The following is a 17,214-nucleotide window of genomic DNA, read 5'->3' on the forward strand; positions in this document are numbered from 1 at the left end:
TCATTCTCCCTGCTGCTGTCGCCGTCGCACTTCGACGAACTGCATCTTCAACTCGACCAGGGCCTGCTCGAGCATCTGACTCTCGGAGGAGTCGAGCCGACCCTCCGTCTTTCGTCGCAGCAGTTCGAGGACCTCGATGGCATGGCGCGCCGCCGACACATCGACCCGCGGCTGGTTGGTGTCCGGATGAGGGATGACCCCCAGACCCGCCAGGCCCATCACCAGGAAAGGCCGCACCAGGTCGTCGAAGACGATCTCGTAGGCCGGCGGCGCCTCGGCGGCACCCCGCTCGAGGACGCCCCCTCCCGGCAGCGGCACTTCCTCGACCTGGCGCCTCTCACCCGTCTCCGGATCGATGCGCCGCCGATCATGGACCTGCGGCTGCTGGTCGCCGGTGTCTTCGGCTGCGTTGCAGTGGTCGGAATCCTTCTCGATCATGACGCAGACTCTCCCCGAGGATCTCCGAATGACAATCTAGGGTCTCGGGGAGAATAGCATCCACCCGCAGCGTTTGCGGCACACAGGATCGACCCGTTTCGAAAAACGGCGGAGCCCGGCGGCGCCGCCCTCGCCGGAGAAAGCACCATGAGCAAAGGAACCATCGGCACCCTGCTCGACATCATGGCGCGCCTGCGCAGCCCGGGAGGCTGCCCTTGGGATCGCGAGCAGACCCCCGCTTCACTGCGGACCTACCTGCTCGAAGAGGCGTTCGAGACGGCCGAAGCCATCGATTCCGGCGACTGGGAGCACCTGCGCGAGGAGTTGGGCGACCTGCTGCTCCAGGTGGTTTTCCTGGCCCGTATCGCCGAGGAGGAGGGACATTTCGCCTTTCCCGACGTGGTGCGGACCATCGCCGACAAGCTGCTGCGGCGCCATCCCCACGTCTTCGGTGACGAACGGGCCGCCGAAGATCCCGCCGAGGCCTGGGCGCGCTGGGAGGCCATCAAGCAGGAAGAGCGCCGCACCCAGGACGGGACACCGGCCGCGGCATCCAGGATCCCCCGCGTGCCGGCCCACCTGCCCGCCCTGGTCGCCGCCCATCGCCTGGCGGACAAGGCGGCCCGGGCCGGCTTCGCCTGGCCTTCAGCCGGGGCCGCCCTGGAGAAGGTGCGCGAAGAAGTCGAGGAAGCGGACCAGGCCCTGGCCGACGGCGACCCCGGAAAACTCGCCGAAGAGATCGGCGACCTGCTCTTCGCCACCGCCGGTTTCGCGCGCCAGGCGGGCGTCGACCCGGAGGCCGCGCTGGCTTCCGCCAATCGCAAGTTCGTCTCCCGTTTCCAGGCGGTCGAGGCGCTGGCCGGCGCCCGGGGAGAGGAACTCGAAGAGTTGGATGCCCGGCGGCTCGACGCACTGTGGCGGCAGGCCGCCGGGAAGGACGGCCAGCCGGAGCCGTGAACACCGAGACGTCGGGGAGTCGGACGGGTCAGAGCACCTCGCTGAACCTTCCCATGCGACGGAAGCGATCGTAGCGCTGGTCTACCAGTTCATCGGGGCCCAGGGCGGCCAGGTCGGCCAACTGGCGCTCGAGGGTCTCGCCGACCCGGGCGATGGCTCCCTGAACGTCCGAATGGGCGCCGCCCGGAGGCTCCTCGATCACCTCGTCGATCACGTCGAGTTCCTTCAGATCCCGGGCCGTCAGTTTCAGCGCTCCCGCCATCTCCTCGGCCTTTCCGGCATCCCTCCAGAGGATCGATGCGCAGCCCTCGGGGCTGATCACCGAGTAGATCGCGAACTCGAGCATGTTGATGCGATTGCCCACCGCGATGGCCAGCGCCCCCCCCGATCCTCCTTCCCCGGTCACCGTCACCACCACGGGCACCCGCAACCGGGCCATCTCCCGCAGATTGGTGGCGATGGCCTCGGCCTGGCCCCGCTCTTCGGCATCCAGACCCGGATAGGCCCCGGGGGTATCGACGAAGGCGATCACCGGACGGCCGAACTTCTCGGCCAACTGCATCACCCGCAGGGCCTTGCGGTAACCCTCCGGGCGGGGCATGCCGAAATTGCGCTCGATTTTCTGCCGGGTCTGCCGGCCTTTCTGGTGCCCCACCACGGCCACCGGGCGGCCCTTGAAGAAGGCGAACCCGGCCAGGAGCGAGCGGTCGTCGGCAAAACGGCGATCACCGTGCAGTTCCTGCCAGCCCTCCATCAGGCCCTGGATGTAGTCCAGGGTGTAGGGGCGCCGGGGATGGCGGGCCACCTGGGTGATCTGCCAGGGATCGAGCCGGGAGTAGATCTTCCGCCGCAGGTCGAGAAGTTGCTCCCGCAGGCGCGCGATCTCCTCCGCCAGGGCGGGATCGGCCAGCCCGGCCAGTTCCTCGATCTTCTGCTCGAGTTCGACGATCGGTTTTTCGAAGGGGACGGCAGCGCTCATGGGTTCCTCGGGAAAGCCCCGCATTCTACCCTACCGGGCCCGTTCAGGCGCGGGGGTGATGGGCGTCGTAGAGCCGGCGCAGGCGTTCGCGGGCCACGTGGGTGTAGATCTCGGTAGTGGAGATGTCCCGGTGGCCGAGCAGGCTCTGCACCGTGCGCAAATCGGCGCCGTGCTCCACCAGGTGCGTGGCAAACGAATGCCGCACCACGTGGGGCGAGATGCGCTCCGGAGCGATGCCGACCCGGGGGGCGAGTCGCCGGAGAATCAGCCAGAAGCCCTGGCGGGTCAGGGGCCGACCGCCCCGCCCCGGGAAAAGCACGTCGGAGCCCCGTGCCAGGCGGGGATGCCCATCCGCGAGATAGGCGTCCAACGCTTCGAGAGCCGCACGGCCCAGGGGGACGATCCGCTCCCGCGATCCCTTGCCCACCACACGGGCCAGTCCGCGGCGGAGATCCAGGTCTCCCACCCTCATGGCTACCAGTTCGGAGACCCTCACCCCCGTCGCGTAGAGGACCTCGATCATCGCCCGGTCCCGCTGCCCCCGGGGCGTAGCGGTATCCGGCGCGGCGATCAGGCGTTCGACCTCCTCTCCGGTGAGTACCCGAGGCAGCGTTCGGTGCCGCCGGGGAGCTTCCAGCCGCCGGGCCGGATCGTCCTCCCGACGGCCTTCCTCTCGCAAGTGCCGGGCCAGAGCCCGGGCCGCCGAGAGCCGGCGCGCCCGGGTCGAGGGGGCGAGTCCGGCCAGGGCCGCAGCCCTCAACCAGCCCTCCAGATCCTCCTCGGTGGCCTCTTCGAGGCTTCCGCGGCCTCGAAGGTCCATCCACCGGCGCAGATCCTCGAGGTCCGAGAGATAGGCCTCCACGGTACGCGGGGACAGGCCGCGGACGGCCACGAGGTCCGCGGCCAACTCCGCGAGAACGCCCTTCGGCCTCGATCGGCTCACGAGGGTCCCTCGAGCAGGAAGGTCACCGGCCCGTCGTTGACCAGCTCGACCTCCATCCTCGCGCCGAAGACGCCCGTCTCGACCGGCAACCCCTCGGCCGTCAAAGCCGCCGCGAAACACTCGTACAGCCGACGGCCTTCCTCCGGCGGCGCGGCCGGATCGAAGGAGGGGCGCCTTCCCTTGCGGGTGCGGGCCGGGAGGGTGAACTGGGAGACCAGCAGCACGGCCCCGCTCACCTCCCCCAGACTACACCGCCAGAGTTCACCTTCCGGAGAAGGGAAGAACTTCAGCGCCGCGACCCGCCGCGCATACCAGCGGGCATGCTCCTCGGTATCCGCGCGCTCGACGCCCAGCAGGACCAGCACGCCCCGCCCGATGCGGGCTTGCGTCTCTCCATCGACCCGGACCTCGGCCCGGGCGACCCGCTGCACGAGCACCTTCATCACGACTCCCGGCCGGAGGGTGCGCCCGGCGGCATCATCCGGCGTGAACATGGTAGCGCGTCCCGTGCGGCGGGGACCGGGTTGCGTGACCGGGAGCCCGGAAGCCCGCGGCGGCTTGACCGCCGGAGACGGCTGTGCGAGCCTGCCCGGAGCAACAACGGACGAAGTTCTGGACAGTCGAAAAGGAGCGTCGACATGGCATCGATGGCAAAGATCACCATCATCGGCAACCTCGGTCGGGACGCCGAGTTGAAGTACCTGGGCAGCGGAACTCCCGTGGCCGAGTTCTCCGTGGCGACCAACGAGCAGTGGAAGGATCGCAACGGCAACCCCCAGGAGCACACCCAGTGGTTCCGCATCAGCTTGTGGGGCAAACAGGCCGAAACCCTCAAGCCGTACCTGCTCAAGGGCAAGCAGATCTACGTCGATGGCCGTCTGCGGGTGCGGGAGTACAACGACCGGGACGGCAACAAGCGCTTCAGCTGTGACGTGCGGGCGGACACGATCCAGCTGCTCGGCGGCCGCGGCCAGGAGTCCGGAGGCGGACACTCCGGAGAACTCCAGAGCGACGACAGCAGCTACAGCGACGAAGAGATCCCGTTCTGATCGGCACGCGGGCTAACGGCCCATCTCTTCCTGGTAGAGCCGCCGGAGGTAGGTCGGATCCGCCAACTGGTCCAGATTGGGAGGATTGAGCTGGGCGTCGAGCGAACCGATCACCGCCGGCCGCCGTCGCCCCTCTTCGTTGCCCACTCTGTCCACGGCCCGGACCCGGTAGAAGACGATGCGTCGAGTGTCTTCCCGGATGTCGGGAACCGTCAGCTCCGTGTACTCCGTCTCCCCGATCAGGTAGCGGGTCATCACCGGGTAGCGCTTGAGCTTGCGCGTGTACTGGTAGACACGGTAGCCGGCGACGTCGTCGTACCTCTCCTCCACGTCCAGGTCCACCGCATCCCATCTTAGCTCCAGCTCTCCCCTCTCGTTGATGGCGAGCACCAGCGTATCCACCGGGGCTGGAGGCAGGGTATCGACGATGAAGTAACCGGAGCCATCGAGCGGCTCCCACGGACCCCCTCCGACAGCCTTGCTCGCCCGCCAGTAGTACTCCCCGTCGCGCAACCTCCCGCGCGAACGAAAGTGGATGCCTTCGTAATTCACGGGGGTGTATTTCTCCGGTACGTCCTCGACGCCCATCAGATCGCCGAAGATCCAGCCGGCTTTCGACTTTCGCGAGTCGAAACTGGCGACGATCTCCTCGAAGTCGCTGTCCACCGCCACCTCGATCCGGTAGTACTCCTCTTTCTCGGGCCCACCGTCGGCAGCGATATAGAACTCGATTTTCTGGGAGACCCGGTCGCCATCCACGGGGGAACCCACGGATTCATCGCTGTAGGCCTTCGCCGAGGCGATGGTCAGGCTCGCGGCGACGAGCACAGGCAGAATCCGCAGGATTCGAGGCATGGGCGACCTTCCCAAGGGGGGTTCGATGCCTCGACTTATACTGTCCTGCCGGGCGAACGGCAAATCAGCAGGCGACTAGACGCTTGCTCCGAAGTTTGCGTAGCGCGGTCGTTCAGAGCGTCGCGAGCCACTGCCGGGCCCGCTCGAGAACGGGTGATTCCGGATAGAGTTCACCGACCTCTTCGAGGGTCTCGCGCGCCTCGTCCGACTGCCCGGCCTTGCTCTGGCAGCGGCCAAGCGCGAAAAGAGCCAGGTCGCGGGGGTAGCCCGAGCCCTCGTCCGCCAGTTCGGCCCACGACTCGATGGCCTTTTCGTACTGTCCGGCCCGCTCGAGCGCGGCGGCCAGCAGGGCCCGAGACGCGGGGCCCAAGGTAGGGTCACCGCTGAGGGCCGAGACGGCCGCTTCGAGCTTGGCGATCGCCTCGTCGGTCCGACCGGCCTCGAGCAGGGCCTTGCCCTGGAGGTAGAGCGCCACATGGGACCCGGCGCCCATTCCCGAGGCGGCTTCCCCGAGACGTTCGACGGCCGCCTGCAGACGCGCCTCGTCGGACTCGAAGGAAGGCTGGTAGGGATCGCCGGGACGAGCCTCACCCTCATCGGCCACGGTGGCGAAAAGGGCCGCCTCACCCCGGGACAACCGGTCGGCCACCTTGTCCGCCTGGACCCGGCTGAAGGTCCAGAAGCCCGAGACCACGACCACCAGGCCCAGAATGGCGGCAGCGCCGTAGAGGAAGGGCCTGGGATTCTCTTCGAGCACCCGCAGGGCACGCACCGTGCCGTCGACGAATTCGTCGTGCTTGATCTCTTTTCTCGTCAGCCGATCCACCATCTGCCACCTCCGCAGGGCCCTGCCGAAACATATGGTAGGCCCGGCAGGACTTGAACCTGCGACCCTCGGATTAGGAATCCGATGCTCTATCCACTGAGCTACGAGCCCACCTCAGCAGCGGCTGATACTACGGTGAGGCGTTGGACGGCACAAGCCGGAGCCCCGCCGGCGGGCGGGCCTCCGGCTCAGTCGTAGCGCAACAGGGCATGCACCGCCTCGCCCTCCAGGCGACGGCGCCCCTTGAGGGCCGCCAGTTCGATCACGAAGAGCAGCCCCTGGACCTGCCCCCCCACCCGGCGCACCAGCCGTGCGGTGGCCGCGGCCGTGCCTCCGGTGGCCAGCAGGTCGTCGACGATCAGCACCCGCCGGCCGGGAGCCAGGGCGTCGGCGTGGATCTCCAGGCTGTCGGTGCCGTACTCGAGCTGATAGGTTTCGCGCACCGTCTCGGCGGGCAACTTGCCGGGCTTGCGAACCGGTACGAACCCCACGCCCAGGCGCAACGCCAGGGGCACGCCGAAGATGAAACCCCGAGACTCGATGCCCACGATCACATCCGGGGCCCGGCTCCGGGCCCACTGCTCGAGCTGGTCGACAACGGCCGCCAGACCCTCGGCATCGGCGAGCAGGGGCGTAATATCACGGAAGAGAATGCCCGGCTTCGGGAAATCGGGAATATCCCGAATCAGCGCACCGATCTCCATACCCGATCTCCCTCAGCGCCGAATCTTGAAGTCCGGGTGATCTCCGAACTCGGCCTCTTCGCTCTCGACCCGGCTGACGCGGGCGTATCGCGCTCCCCGAGAGAGGTCGAACTCGAATTCCTTGAGCTGTTCCTCGTCGCCCTCGGCATGGACCGCCACCGTCCCGTCGGGAAGATTCTTCACCCAACCGCACACCCCCAGGGCATCCGCGCAGGTGCAAGTGAAAAAACGGTAGCCCACGCCCTGGACCGTACCGTGAACGACGTACCGGCGAGCGAGCTTCATGGCCAGAACTCCCCTCGGGCGGCTGGTGACGCCCCCCGGAAGGCGAGAGTATACCGAAGCCCGGTCCCGCGGGGGGAGGCCGCGGCATCTTCACCGCACGAAGCGCCGCCCGGACCTACACCGGGGGCTCCAAACGGCCCACACTCTCGTCACAAGGTTCGGATGCCACGAAACACGACCTGACGGTCACCCCGGGGAGGGCGGCCTCAAGGAGCAACCAAGACCCCGAGGCCTTACTGCCAGCACCCGAGTCCGAACACTCCTCCCAGACGCTTCGGCTCCTGTTTCCGTCGCCCTCCCCCCCCTCCTCCCGGGGGGGCTGCTCTTTCTTTCGTTCCCCCGGTCCGGCAGGCAGGTCTGATGAAAGATCCAGTCGAAGCTCTCCTCCGCCAGCACCATGATTCGGATCCTTCACGCCGCCTCCCGACCTGGGAGCCGGAGCCGGCGGCCATGGCAAACGCGCTGGGCCCGCGCGGGAGCCGACCCTGCAGGTTTCTCGACGAACAGAGCCGGAAGAGGACGCTCCTCCTCGTCCACGTCGTCCGCGGGGATCCGCCCGATCGCAGCCTGCGCTCCGCCCTCCCGGCCCCCATCCGGCGCGGCACTCTGACGGTCGGCGCGACTGGAGATCTCCTACTCCTCCGAGCGAGGCGGCCCGGTGACGCAGAAGTGAAAGGGCGCCAGAAAGGCCTCCACCGCCGCCACATCCGCGGACGTGCCGAGCACGTTCAACGATTCCAGCGGTGCATCGGGATCGGGGTCCCTGTTCAGCCATACCGCGAAGCGCACCCGCTCATCGGCCGAACACTCGATCATCTCCAGCCCCAGCAGCCCATCGATGCTTTCGGCGCCAAAGCGGATCTTGCCCCTCTGACCGGCGTGGAAGATCTCCCCGCCCGGAATCCGGAAGTGACCGTGGCCGATCGTCTCCCTGACGCGGACCTTTATGCCGGCCTGGCGCAGCGCCCGGGGATCGTCGCTGCGCCCCTCGAAAAAATCCCTCAGTTGCCGGAGGTCTTCGTTGTCGCGCCCGGCCCGAACGAACTCGATGTAGACCAGCCCCTGGTGGTCGAATCCCTCGCACTGCCCGTCGGGCCCCGGGGCCTGGTCGCTGAGCACGACGACTTCGAACAAGCCCAGCGGGGCGGAGAAAGCCGCCGCCGGGTTCAACCCCTCCGGCAGCGCTTCGGCACCGAGGATCTCGAGGGCCTTGGCCGCACGCACATCGGGGTCGTTCATCTCCCGGGACATCCGGCGCACGCCGCGGTAGACCCAGACCCCTCCCGCCACCGCAACCACCACCGCGAGGACAACCAGCGCCAGGCAGCCCCCACCCAGCCACTTCCAGGCACGATTCTTCGACCGGTTCACGGCGACTCCTTCCTCGGAACGCCAGTCTACGAGACAACGGGCGACCGCTTGCAGGGCCGGAGACGACCGTCCGGGCTGAAACCGGTGTCTGCCCCCCTCCCGACGAAACCGGGAAAAAGTCATGACGTCCCCGGAAAAAAGCTGTATCATCAGCGGCTGCCAAGGACTTAACAAGAAAGTAAACGCCGATAGGCGCCACCGCGACGCGCCCGCGATCGGCTCCAGCAACTCCCCCGGAGGCACCATGTCCAGACGTTGCCGCCTGACCGGCAAGGCTCCGCTGACAGGAAACAACGTTTCCCACGCTCACAACAAGACCCGTCGGCGCCAGCTCCCCAACCTGCAGACCAAGCGGATCTACGTCCCCGAACTCGGTCGCTGGGTCAAGGTCAAGCTCTCCGCCCGCGCCCTGCGTACGGTGACCCGCAAGGGGCTGATGTCCTTTCTCGCCGACCAGGGCCTGAAACTCAAGGACGTGACCTGCTGACAGGCCTGCCGGATCACAGCAGCCTGACCTCCCCCGCCTCCCCGGCGACGCAGCGGCCGACCACCCGGGCGGGCGTCAGGGCGCTGCAAAGTCGTCGTGCCCGGTCTTCGCTGCAGGCGACCAGGAGCCCGCCGGAGGTCTGGGGATCGAGGGCCAGATCCACCCGCAGGGGGTCGGCCCCCTCGGCGATCACCAGGCTTTCGCCCAGGCTCTTCCGGTTTTTGCCGGCCCCTGCGGGCACGAAGCCCTGGGCGGCGGCTTCGAGAGCTCCATCGAGCAGGGGCAGATCCTTGAGATGCACTTCGATGGCCAGCGACGAGGCCAGGGCCAATTCGGCCCCATGGCCGGCCAGGCCGAATCCGGTGACATCGGTGACGGCAGTGGGCTCGGCCTGCCGGGCGGCCTCGGCGGCCCGCCGGTTGAGCGTGGCCATCGAGCGCACGGCCCGGGAGAGGTGACCCGGTTCCACCACCCCGCCCTTGGCGGCGGTGGTGATCACTCCCGTTCCCAAAGCCTTGGTCAGCACCAGCCAGTCGCCGGGCCGGGCCCCGCCATTGCGCCAGATCCGCCGTGGATCCACCTTGCCGGTCACCGCCAGGCCATAGAGCAGCTCGGCCCCCTCGACCGTATGGCCGCCGGCGAGCACCGCCCCCGCCTCGGCGAGAGCGTCGAGTCCTCCCCGGAGGATCTCCTTGAGCACCTGTCGCCCGGTGGTGGCCAGGGGAAAGGAAACCAGGTTCATCCCCGCCAGGGGTGTGCCCCCCATGGCGTAGACGTCCGACAGGGCATTGGCCGCGGCGATACGTCCGAAGGTGAAGGGGTCGTCCACCATCGGCGGAAAGAAATCCACCGTGTGGATCAGACCGAGATCGTCATCGATCCGTACCACTCCCGCATCGTCGGCGGTTTCGATGCCCACCAGCAGGTCTTCCGACTGCACCCTCGGCAGTCCGCAGAGAATGGTGTCGAGCACTCCCTTGGCCAGTTTCGCGCCACAGCCCCCGTAGGCGCTGGCCCGGGTCAGACCGGCCTCGACCGGCGGCTCCGCGGCGGCGAGGCGGGTCGGCAGCCAGGCGCCGGCGGCGGCCCTGAACACCGCCTCGGGAGCCAGCCCCTCCTCGGCGAGCAGGGATTCGAGACGCAGAGCGTCACGGCGACCGATCTCCAGCACCACGCCGCACTCGGAGCTGACGGCCCGGGGTGCGGGCAGCACATCCACGTCGAGCCCGGCCTGCCGGGCCAGGCGCTCGGCCTGCAGAACCTTCTGAACCGTGCCGAAGACCACCAGGAGTTCCCTCATCGACCCTTCTCCCGCGTCCGGATCTCGAGAGCCTCGACCAGGCGCTCACAGTCGGCGGAGGTCGCCAGCGGACCCGGGGAGGCCCGCAGGGTGCCGGCCGGGAAGGTGCCCAGGCACCGATGAGCGGCCGGAGCGCAATGCAATCCCGCCCGCAACGCCAGCCCCTGTTCCCGATCGAGCCAGGCCGCCAACTCGCCGTTGTCCTCGCCATCGACGGTGAACGAGACGATTGCCACCGCGTCGTCTCCGGGCCGAAGACCGTGGAGCCGCACACCTGGAATCCGGGCCAGCCGGGTTCGCATGTCAGCGGCCAACTCGCGGGTGCGCCGACCGGGCTCGTCGCCCCCCTGCTCTTCGAACCAGTCCAGGGCGGCCCCCAGCCCCGCAATGCCTGCCGTGTTGGGAGTTCCCGGCTCGAGGGCGTCGGGCCACAGATCAGGCATGTCTTCACTCTCCGAACGGGAACCCGTCCCGCCACGCAGGAAGGGGCCGAGGGCGCGATCTTCGCCGAGCAGAAGCAGCCCCAGCCCCGGGGGACCGAGCAGCCCCTTGTGGGCCGAGGCCACGAACGCCGCGACCCCCGAGTCATCGAAGGTGAAAGGTCGGCTGCCGGCGGTCTGGGCCCCGTCCACCACCAGTGGCACGGGGGCGATGCGTCGCGCGATCTCCTCGACCGGCTGCACCAGGCCCGAAACGTTGGAGGCGTGGGCGATGACCACCAGGTCGGTGGGTCGGGCCCGGCAACCCTGCTGCACCGTCTCCGGGTCCAGGGCGCCGCCCTCTCCACCGGCCAGAACCTCGACATCGAGCGCCCGCCGACGTTCCAGGTGGCGCAGAGGACGCATGACCGCGTTGTGTTCCAGGGCGGAGACCAGCACGCGGCCGCCCCGGGGAAGCCAGGCGGTCAGCAACGCGTTGAGCCAGTAGGTCGCGCCCGGACCGAAGAAGAGTCGTTCGGTGGCGCAGCCGAAGAATCGGGCAGCGGCCGCGCGCACGGATTCGATCCGGCGCGCCGCGGCCAGGCTCAACCGGTGACCACCCCGCCCAGGGTTTCCCGCTTCCTGCTCGAGGAAACGGGCCATGGCCGCAGCGACCCCCGGGGCCTTGGGGAAAGCCGTGGCGGCGTGATCGAGGTAGGTCGGCCCGCTCATGGGCGCACCGTGGCTCCTGCTCCGGCCAGCACGGTGGCGATTTCCAGCATGTCGGTGACACGTCCCACCCGCAGTTTCTCGGCCAGGGAGTAAAAGTTGAGGCAGGTGCCGCAGGCGATCACCTCGGTTCCCGCGCGCTCGAGAGCGAGGATGTCCTCGAGCAGGGGTGAGCCCTCGCAGCAGAGCTTGACCCCCGCGTTGTAGAAGAGCGCGGTTTCGGGAGGCCGTTCGAGCTGAAGCTGGGTCTTGATCAACGACCGCAAGAGCAACGCCCCCAGCTCGGGATCGCCCTGACCCATGCGATCGGAACCCACCTGCAGCACCAGGGGGCCGCCGGGGACGCAGGAAATCTCGGCCTCGGGCTCCGGTTCGGGCCGGGCGTCGTCGGCGACGCGGATCTCGAGCAGGAAGCCCCCTTCTTCCAGCGGCCGTTCCTCCACCTCGGCACCCCGGGAGGCGGCAAAGCGGGTGATGTTGGAGCGGGCCAGCTCGTCGGCGACTTTCAGCCGCAGCCGGCGCTCACCTTCATCGAGCCAGCGCCGGAGTTCCAACACGGGCCCCGGGCAGGCCAGTCCCCTCAGGTCCAGGTCCTTCATGATTGGCTCCACTTCGTGGAAAGAGGCACACCGGGCGGTGCCGCTGGAGCGCGCCGGGGCTCAGCGCCGCCGGGCGGCCCGGGCGACGAGGTGCGGCAGAACCGGGGTCCAGGGCCAGCGCAGCGGCCCCCGACGCGCCACGAGGCGTGTTCCCAGCCAGACGCTGAATTCACCGGGCGCACCTTGAACCACCTCCACCTCGACACCGAGCTTTTCGCGCAGCAGTGCCGCCACACGGGCGGCGCGGGGCCGAAAGCCTCACTGCTCGCAGTAGCGAATCGTCACCGGTTGCATCGCTTCACGCTTTCTCGCTCACCCAGGGGGGAGACGCCCCCCGAGGACATTCAGCCGCCCCCGATTATGCCCCAGCCCCGGGCACCAGGCTCCTGGGAACCGCAAGCGGCCTCGGGCATAATGCGCCCGGCCCAGGCGGCGACCGTACGCCCCCCGGAGAACCGGGACGACCGCCGCCCACGAAGGGCCGGCCAAGGAGGCAACCGGGGCATGATGACCTTTGTCGACGGCGTGCTGATTGGCATCGCCAACATCATTCCCGGGGTTTCCGGCGGCACCTTCGCGCTGATTCTCGGGATTTTCGACCGCCTGGTGGGGGCGATCAACAACCTCTCGCCCCGCACGTTCCAGGTCGCCCTGGACGCGCTCAGAAGACGCTTCGACAGCGCCTCACGCCAGGCACTGGCCGCCGAGTGGCGGCGCCTCGACGCGGGTTTTCTCGTTCTGCTGGGACTGGGCGCGGTGGTGGCGATTCTTTCCTGTTCGTTCCTGATCGACTACCTGCTCAAGGTCCACTACTCCCCTACCCTGGCCTTCTTCATCGGCCTGATTCTGCCCTCGGTGTGGATCCCCTGGTCGATGATGGAGCCGCGCGGAATGCGGCTGGGCTGGGCCCTGCCGGGGGTGGCCCTGACCCTGGGGATCTCCCTGGTTGCACCGGGAGCCGGTGGTGGCACGGACAACCTGCTCGTCGCTTTTCTCGCCGGAGCGATCGCCATCAGCGCGATGATCCTGCCCGGTATCAGCGGCTCCTACGTGCTGCTGGTCATGGGCCAGTACCAGGTAATGCTGAACAAGCTCACCGGTTTTCAGCGAGGCCTGGCCGATGGCCGGATCGACCTGGGAGCGCTGGCCTGGCTGCTGAGCCTCGTGACCGGCCTGGCGGTGGGTATCGTGCTCTTCGCCCGTCTGCTCAACTACCTGCTCGACCACCGCCGCAGCGCCACGATGGCCTTCCTGATCGGACTGCTGATCGGCAGCCTGTGGGTCTTGTGGCCGTTCAAGGAAATCGCGGCCGGTGCCGCGGTGACCGGCCGCGACGGGGAGGTCAAGCAGGAGATCCGCATCGCCACCGCCCCCAACCGGCTGCCCGAGACGGGAGCCGAGTTGGCCCTGGCCACGGCCGCCCTGGCGGCGGGGCTGGTCGGCTCGGGCGGGCTGATCGCCCTGGGCCGGCGGCGCCGCGAGGGCCGCCGGGAGGAGGGGGCATGACCGGCGCCCGGCGCATCACCTTCGTGCTTTCCGTGATCGTCGCCTGTGTGACGATCGACCAGTTGACCAAGGTCGCGGCCAAGGCGGGCCTGGCGGGCCGCGCGCCGATCACTTTTCTCGGTGACTTCTTCCGACTGCACTACGCCGAGAACCCCGGAGCGATCCTCAGCCTGGGAGCTTTTCTCCCCCAGCAGGCCCGGTTCTGGGTCTTCGTGGTCTTCGTCGGGGCCGTGCTGGCGGTGATGCTGGTGCTCTGCCTGGGCCGCTGGCCCCTGTCGACCCAGGAAGTGCTGGGTTTCTCGCTGATCATTGGCGGCGGCTCGAGCAATCTCGCCGACCGCATCCGTCATGACGGCCTGGTGACCGATTTCATGAACATCGGTGTCGGCGGCCTGCGGACGGGGATCTTCAACGTGGCCGACGTGGCCATCCTCGCCGGGGCCGGCCTGCTGATCTGGTGGGAGTTCGTGGTCAAGCCCCGCCGGAAGCGGGCGGAAAAGTAGGTGGGGCTGCTAGGCTCGCCTGCGGCGCCGGCGGAACGAGCCCAGGCGCCAGCTCCACAGCGCGATTCCGCTGAGGGAAGAAAGCAGCGCCAGGGCGCTGGCCGCGGTCAACAGCGGGTGATGGAAGTTCTCCCGCCGGCTGTAGTCCATGATGTGAAGCATCCAGAAAAAATCGAAGATCCGCCACAGCCGGTTGCGGCGAGCAACCACCTCGCCACTGACGGCGTCGATGTAGAGGTGGGGCCGGCGGGGATGATCCAGCGCCACCTTCCAGACGGGTAACGCGCGACCACGCACCTCGAGCGGCGGGTCGGTGGCGATCCACTCCACGGAGGTCACCGCCGCCGACGGCGAGAAATCCCGCTGCGCGATACGTGCCGCCTCACCGGCCGCCAGCGGCGGCCGCAGCCCGCCGCTGACGGCGTCGACCACTCCCAGTACCCGCTGATCGGCATCGAGCAGCCGGTACACCGTAGAACCGTCCCCGTCACCGTGTAGACAGAGGGCGGTCACGGGCGCCGAAGCCCTTGCCGCCCGGCCCAGGGCGTCCAGGGCTTGCCGAGGTGAGACGATGCCCTCTCGCAAATCGAGGGGAGCGGGCTGGTGCCGACTCGCATCGGCTGTCCCCCGGATCGTCTCGAGCGGGAACAGCGAGAAGAACAGCCCTCCCGCACTCCACGCGACGAGCTGCAAGCAAACCGCCAGCGAGACCCAGCGGTGAAAAACGTAAGCCGATTTCCGCAGTCCCACGGCGCGCCTCCGCAGCCCCTCTTCCGATCACCAGGCGGCGGGCATTCTACCGGATGCGACGAAGGGCGAACCGCCCGCGGCCCCCGCCCGCACCGGGTCCGCTGACTTTCCCGCGGCACCCGGCGCGGGATCGCCGACACCCTGGCGGGCCGGCGCCGTCAGCGATGGAGGCTCGATCCAGCGCTGAGCGCCTCGTCTCGAGGAGATCCGCGCACATCACGGACGGGCGCGAGACGGGACCGGCGGAAACGCGCCGGCGAACAGGCCCGCCCCCTCTCCTTTCAAACCAGGCTCGAGAGGATGGTACGCAGAAGACCGCTGGTGGGAGCGTCGACGAGGGGCATGCGCGGGTGGCGGAGGGGGTCGTGGCGGGCCGTGGCCAGGCCCGGCGTGGTGGTCAGGCCGATCTCGAATCCCGCAGCTCGCGCGGCCGCCACGGCGCGAGGCCCGACGGCGGCAGGCGTGCCGAGGGGGTAGGCGATCCAGGGTCGGCTGACGTGGGGAAGAGGTTCGAGCTGGCGGGCGAGTGCCTCGTCGCCAAGAGGTTCGAGCGGCAGGTGAGCGTGGGTGTGGTGGCCCAGCTCGAAGCAGGGGTGACCGGCGAGGAGCGCGGGATCCACCCGCAGGCCGCCGGCGCGCTGAAGGTCCCAGTAGAAGTGCCCGCAGCAGGCGGCGAAGGGGCCGGTGACGAAGAGAGCCGCACGCAGACCCGCTCTCTCGAGCCAGGGGGCGAGGATGTCGAGCATGTCAGCGGTGCCGTCATCGAAAGTCAGGGTGAAGCTGAGACCGGGGGGAAGATTCCCGTTTTTCAGCCTGTCGAAAGCGTCGACGGGGTCGAGGAAATCACCGATCCGGCCCAGGGTCTCCACGTGGCGCTGGAGGGTGGCCAGGGGCAGGCGAAGGTCGAGGGGATCGGGGCCACGGCGCCGGGTGACCTGGTGGCCCATGAGGATCCCCAGGCGCCCTTCGGGCGCTGCGGCGGCCCGGGCGCGGAGTCGGGCCACCAGGCTCGGGGTCCGCAGGCGGCTGCGAGCTTCGCGCAGCGCGCGCAGGGGGCCGCCGCGGCGGGGACGCGGGTCGGCCGGTGGCGGCCAGCCGGGGCCCACCACGGCCGGCTCATCGCCGCCGAGGCCCGGGGGCAGGGGCAGCACCACCCGTGCGGCGACGAGAGCTGGCGGAACGGCGGCGGGCAGTTCCACCGCGGGCAGGGCGGCCAGGGCCGCCGCCGGGATCGCCACCTCCCGGGGCAGGAAGCCTTCCACCCCACCGGCCTCCTCTTTCTCGGAGATGTAGCGCTGGGGGCCGCGGAACAGAAGCGCATCGCCGGCGGCGCCCTCCCCGTCCTTCACGCGATACGCCGGGTTGAGCCGCCACGCCCCCACCTTCGCGGGCCGCGGGGGCGCGGACGCCGCGATCCGCTCCACCCCCGCCACCGCCACCAGGTCGGCGGCCGGCTCGAGCGCTTCCACATCCCGGCTCGGATCCAGTCGCCACGCCCCTTCCCCCAGCAGCGAGCCCAGCACCACCCGCTCGTCGAGCAGGGCCACGGGCTCCAGAGGCTCCAGCAACTCCAGCCACTCCCCCGGGCTCAGGGGCGTCCGCCCCTCGTAGAGATGTCCTCGCAGCCGGTTGTGCAGGTGCGCGAGCAGCACCGGAGCGCCGGAAGCCCGCACCCGCTCCATCTCCGCCACCGCCGAGGCCATTCTGGGGAAGTCGAATACGGCATCCACCGAGGCCAGCCCCCCGAAGGCATCCGAGGCCAGGGGCAGGCATCCCGCCTCGCCCCACACCAACAGGCCCCGGGGCCCCAGCAGCTCCCGGGCCGCCAGCAACGCGGGAAACAACTCGTCCAACCCCACCAGCAGGCACCGGCCCCGGGGATCCCACCCGGCCAGGGAGCACAGCAGGTGCCCCGCCCCGCAACCCACATCCAGCACCGGGGTCGAGTCCGCCAGCATGGCGCCCGCCAGCGCTTCCGCCGCCGCGAAAGACGGATCCGCCCGCCGCCGCAGGAAGTACTCCGCCGTCGCCGGCACCGGCCACGGCGGCCGACCGAACAACTGTTTCACCACACCGGCAAAGCCCCCCTCGCGTCCCGCCGCCAGCCGCCGCCGGCTGCGTTCCACCGCCGGGGAATGTCCCGGCGGCCGTCGCAGCAGCCAGCGTCCGAGCCTCTCCCGCACCCGGTCCACCCGGCTCCCCAGCGCCTCCGCCGCCAGCACAGCCGCCGCCAGCCCTTCGTCACCGGCCTCGAGCGCGGCGAGGACCCGCTCGCCCCCCGGCGTCTCCCGCAGGCAGGCGATGCCCGCCACCACGGGCCAGCGTCGGCCGGGCTCGACCAGCACGCCCCCGGCCGCCAGGGGCCGCAGTTCGAGGGGCCGGCCGCTGACCGGCGAGCGGAGCAGGCGGCTGCCCGCGGCGAGGTCCGTGTAAATCTCCATCCCGGCCAAGGTAGCCTCCCCGAGCCCATTGTCCACGACTTCCGGCACCCGGGGCTGTTCACCCGCAGTTGCC

At 69.4% G+C, this 17,214-nt stretch carries 20 protein-coding genes and 1 tRNA gene; 5 read left to right on the forward strand and 16 right to left on the reverse strand.

The features are described 5' to 3' along the window. Complete coding sequence (locus Q9Q40_10865) at positions 1-438, reverse strand: DUF1844 domain-containing protein (protein ID MDQ7007725.1); 438 nt, start codon at positions 436-438, stop codon at positions 1-3. A 147-nt stretch (positions 439-585) separates the two neighbouring features. On the opposite strand from Q9Q40_10865, the gene mazG reads away from it, so the two are divergent. Next, positions 586-1,395, forward strand: coding sequence for a nucleoside triphosphate pyrophosphohydrolase (mazG, locus tag Q9Q40_10870; GenBank protein ID MDQ7007726.1), 810 nt, complete (start codon positions 586-588; stop codon positions 1,393-1,395). Between the two features lie 28 nt (positions 1,396-1,423). Here mazG and Q9Q40_10875 read toward each other — a convergent pair whose 3' ends face one another. The 3 genes from Q9Q40_10875 to dtd are packed head-to-tail and all read right to left on the reverse strand — an operon-like array spanning position 1,424 to position 3,760. Next, positions 1,424-2,374 (reverse strand): acetyl-CoA carboxylase carboxyltransferase subunit alpha, encoded by a 951-nt coding sequence (locus tag Q9Q40_10875; protein ID MDQ7007727.1) that lies wholly within the window; start codon positions 2,372-2,374, stop codon positions 1,424-1,426. Positions 2,375-2,417: 43 nt separating this feature from the next. Continuing rightward, the gene (gene xerD / locus Q9Q40_10880; protein ID MDQ7007728.1) at positions 2,418-3,317 is read right to left on the reverse strand and encodes a site-specific tyrosine recombinase XerD; all 900 of its coding nucleotides are present in this window, start codon (positions 3,315-3,317) and stop codon (positions 2,418-2,420) included. Further along, complete coding sequence (gene dtd, locus Q9Q40_10885) at positions 3,314-3,760, reverse strand: D-aminoacyl-tRNA deacylase (protein MDQ7007729.1); 447 nt, start codon at positions 3,758-3,760, stop codon at positions 3,314-3,316. Before dtd ends, xerD begins: the two co-directional genes overlap by 4 nt. A 195-nt stretch (positions 3,761-3,955) precedes the next feature. Between dtd and ssb the strand changes: the two genes are divergently transcribed. Then, positions 3,956-4,366, forward strand: coding sequence for a single-stranded DNA-binding protein (gene ssb / locus Q9Q40_10890; protein ID MDQ7007730.1), 411 nt, complete (start codon positions 3,956-3,958; stop codon positions 4,364-4,366). A 12-nt stretch (positions 4,367-4,378) separates the two neighbouring features. Here the strand turns inward: ssb and Q9Q40_10895 are convergent, their stop codons facing one another. The 6 genes from Q9Q40_10895 to Q9Q40_10920 form a co-directional block, all read right to left on the reverse strand. After that, positions 4,379-5,221: a hypothetical protein gene (locus Q9Q40_10895; GenBank protein ID MDQ7007731.1), complete on the reverse strand. Its 843-nt coding sequence runs from the start codon at positions 5,219-5,221 to the stop codon at positions 4,379-4,381. 112 nt (positions 5,222-5,333) lie between these two features. Further along, positions 5,334-6,050, reverse strand: coding sequence for a tetratricopeptide repeat protein (locus tag Q9Q40_10900; GenBank protein MDQ7007732.1), 717 nt, complete (start codon positions 6,048-6,050; stop codon positions 5,334-5,336). A gap of 32 nt (positions 6,051-6,082) precedes the next feature. After that, a tRNA-Arg gene (locus Q9Q40_10905) sits at positions 6,083-6,158 on the reverse strand. Positions 6,159-6,235: 77 nt separating this feature from the next. Next, positions 6,236-6,751, reverse strand: coding sequence for an adenine phosphoribosyltransferase (locus Q9Q40_10910; GenBank protein ID MDQ7007733.1), 516 nt, complete (start codon positions 6,749-6,751; stop codon positions 6,236-6,238). A 12-nt stretch (positions 6,752-6,763) separates the two neighbouring features. Next, on the reverse strand, positions 6,764-7,036 hold the full coding sequence (locus tag Q9Q40_10915; protein MDQ7007734.1) for an acylphosphatase: 273 nt from the start codon (positions 7,034-7,036) through the stop codon (positions 6,764-6,766). Between the two features lie 633 nt (positions 7,037-7,669). Further along, the gene (locus Q9Q40_10920; protein ID MDQ7007735.1) at positions 7,670-8,407 is read right to left on the reverse strand and encodes a hypothetical protein; all 738 of its coding nucleotides are present in this window, start codon (positions 8,405-8,407) and stop codon (positions 7,670-7,672) included. Positions 8,408-8,651: 244 nt separating this feature from the next. Here Q9Q40_10920 and rpmB point away from each other — a divergent pair, with 244 nt between their 5' ends. Next, positions 8,652-8,894, forward strand: a complete 243-nt coding sequence (gene rpmB / locus Q9Q40_10925; protein MDQ7007736.1) for a 50S ribosomal protein L28 — start codon at positions 8,652-8,654, stop codon at positions 8,892-8,894. Positions 8,895-8,907: 13 nt separating this feature from the next. On the opposite strand, the gene selD is transcribed toward rpmB, so the two are convergent. From selD to Q9Q40_10945, 4 genes are read right to left on the reverse strand one after another with little or no spacing between them, the layout of a single operon-like run. Beyond that, entirely contained in the window at positions 8,908-10,194 is a 1,287-nt protein-coding gene (selD, locus tag Q9Q40_10930; protein ID MDQ7007737.1) for a selenide, water dikinase SelD, read from the reverse strand. Next, entirely contained in the window at positions 10,191-11,345 is a 1,155-nt protein-coding gene (locus tag Q9Q40_10935) for an aminotransferase class V-fold PLP-dependent enzyme (protein ID MDQ7007738.1), read from the reverse strand. The genes selD and Q9Q40_10935 overlap by 4 nt, the downstream gene beginning before the upstream one ends. Beyond that, positions 11,342-11,941, reverse strand: coding sequence for a sulfurtransferase-like selenium metabolism protein YedF (gene yedF / locus Q9Q40_10940; protein MDQ7007739.1), 600 nt, complete (start codon positions 11,939-11,941; stop codon positions 11,342-11,344). Before yedF ends, Q9Q40_10935 begins: the two co-directional genes overlap by 4 nt. A gap of 60 nt (positions 11,942-12,001) precedes the next feature. Further along, positions 12,002-12,175: a hypothetical protein gene (locus Q9Q40_10945; protein ID MDQ7007740.1), complete on the reverse strand. Its 174-nt coding sequence runs from the start codon at positions 12,173-12,175 to the stop codon at positions 12,002-12,004. Between the two features lie 270 nt (positions 12,176-12,445). Between Q9Q40_10945 and Q9Q40_10950 the strand changes: the two genes are divergently transcribed. Beyond that, entirely contained in the window at positions 12,446-13,447 is a 1,002-nt protein-coding gene (locus tag Q9Q40_10950; GenBank protein MDQ7007741.1) for a DUF368 domain-containing protein, read from the forward strand. Continuing rightward, the gene (gene lspA / locus Q9Q40_10955) at positions 13,444-13,950 is read left to right on the forward strand and encodes a signal peptidase II (GenBank protein MDQ7007742.1); all 507 of its coding nucleotides are present in this window, start codon (positions 13,444-13,446) and stop codon (positions 13,948-13,950) included. The genes Q9Q40_10950 and lspA overlap by 4 nt, the downstream gene beginning before the upstream one ends. Before the next feature lie 9 nt (positions 13,951-13,959). Here lspA and Q9Q40_10960 read toward each other — a convergent pair whose 3' ends face one another. Further along, on the reverse strand, positions 13,960-14,700 hold the full coding sequence (locus Q9Q40_10960; protein MDQ7007743.1) for a PepSY domain-containing protein: 741 nt from the start codon (positions 14,698-14,700) through the stop codon (positions 13,960-13,962). 281 nt (positions 14,701-14,981) lie between these two features. Then, positions 14,982-17,141 carry a methyltransferase domain-containing protein gene (locus Q9Q40_10965; GenBank protein ID MDQ7007744.1) on the reverse strand — a complete coding sequence of 720 codons (2,160 nt, stop codon included), beginning with the start codon at positions 17,139-17,141 and terminating at the stop codon, positions 14,982-14,984. Between the last annotated feature and the right edge of the window lie 73 nt (positions 17,142-17,214).

The organism is Acidobacteriota bacterium (genome assembly GCA_030949985.1).
Taxonomy (GTDB): domain Bacteria; phylum Acidobacteriota; class Polarisedimenticolia; order J045; family J045; genus JALTMS01.

Bases quoted from the DNA above. Each gene is read 5' to 3' on its own strand.
- Q9Q40_10865 (MDQ7007725.1), bottom strand. From the start codon at position 438: ATGATCGAGAAGGATTCCGACCACTGCAACGCAGCCGAAGACACCGGC.
- mazG (MDQ7007726.1), top strand. From the start codon at position 586: ATGAGCAAAGGAACCATCGGCACCCTGCTCGACATCATGGCGCGCCTG.
- Q9Q40_10875 (MDQ7007727.1), bottom strand. From the start codon at position 2,374: ATGAGCGCTGCCGTCCCCTTCGAAAAACCGATCGTCGAACTCGAGCAG.
- dtd (MDQ7007729.1), bottom strand. From the start codon at position 3,760: ATGAAGGTGCTCGTGCAGCGGGTCGCCCGGGCCGAGGTCCGGGTCGAT.
- ssb (MDQ7007730.1), top strand. From the start codon at position 3,956: ATGGCATCGATGGCAAAGATCACCATCATCGGCAACCTCGGTCGGGAC.
- Q9Q40_10895 (MDQ7007731.1), bottom strand. From the start codon at position 5,221: ATGCCTCGAATCCTGCGGATTCTGCCTGTGCTCGTCGCCGCGAGCCTG.
- Q9Q40_10900 (MDQ7007732.1), bottom strand. From the start codon at position 6,050: ATGGTGGATCGGCTGACGAGAAAAGAGATCAAGCACGACGAATTCGTC.
- Q9Q40_10910 (MDQ7007733.1), bottom strand. From the start codon at position 6,751: ATGGAGATCGGTGCGCTGATTCGGGATATTCCCGATTTCCCGAAGCCG.
- Q9Q40_10915 (MDQ7007734.1), bottom strand. From the start codon at position 7,036: ATGAAGCTCGCTCGCCGGTACGTCGTTCACGGTACGGTCCAGGGCGTG.
- rpmB (MDQ7007736.1), top strand. From the start codon at position 8,652: ATGTCCAGACGTTGCCGCCTGACCGGCAAGGCTCCGCTGACAGGAAAC.
- selD (MDQ7007737.1), bottom strand. From the start codon at position 10,194: ATGAGGGAACTCCTGGTGGTCTTCGGCACGGTTCAGAAGGTTCTGCAG.
- Q9Q40_10935 (MDQ7007738.1), bottom strand. From the start codon at position 11,345: ATGAGCGGGCCGACCTACCTCGATCACGCCGCCACGGCTTTCCCCAAG.
- yedF (MDQ7007739.1), bottom strand. From the start codon at position 11,941: ATGAAGGACCTGGACCTGAGGGGACTGGCCTGCCCGGGGCCCGTGTTG.
- Q9Q40_10950 (MDQ7007741.1), top strand. From the start codon at position 12,446: ATGATGACCTTTGTCGACGGCGTGCTGATTGGCATCGCCAACATCATT.
- lspA (MDQ7007742.1), top strand. From the start codon at position 13,444: ATGACCGGCGCCCGGCGCATCACCTTCGTGCTTTCCGTGATCGTCGCC.
- Q9Q40_10965 (MDQ7007744.1), bottom strand. From the start codon at position 17,141: ATGGAGATTTACACGGACCTCGCCGCGGGCAGCCGCCTGCTCCGCTCG.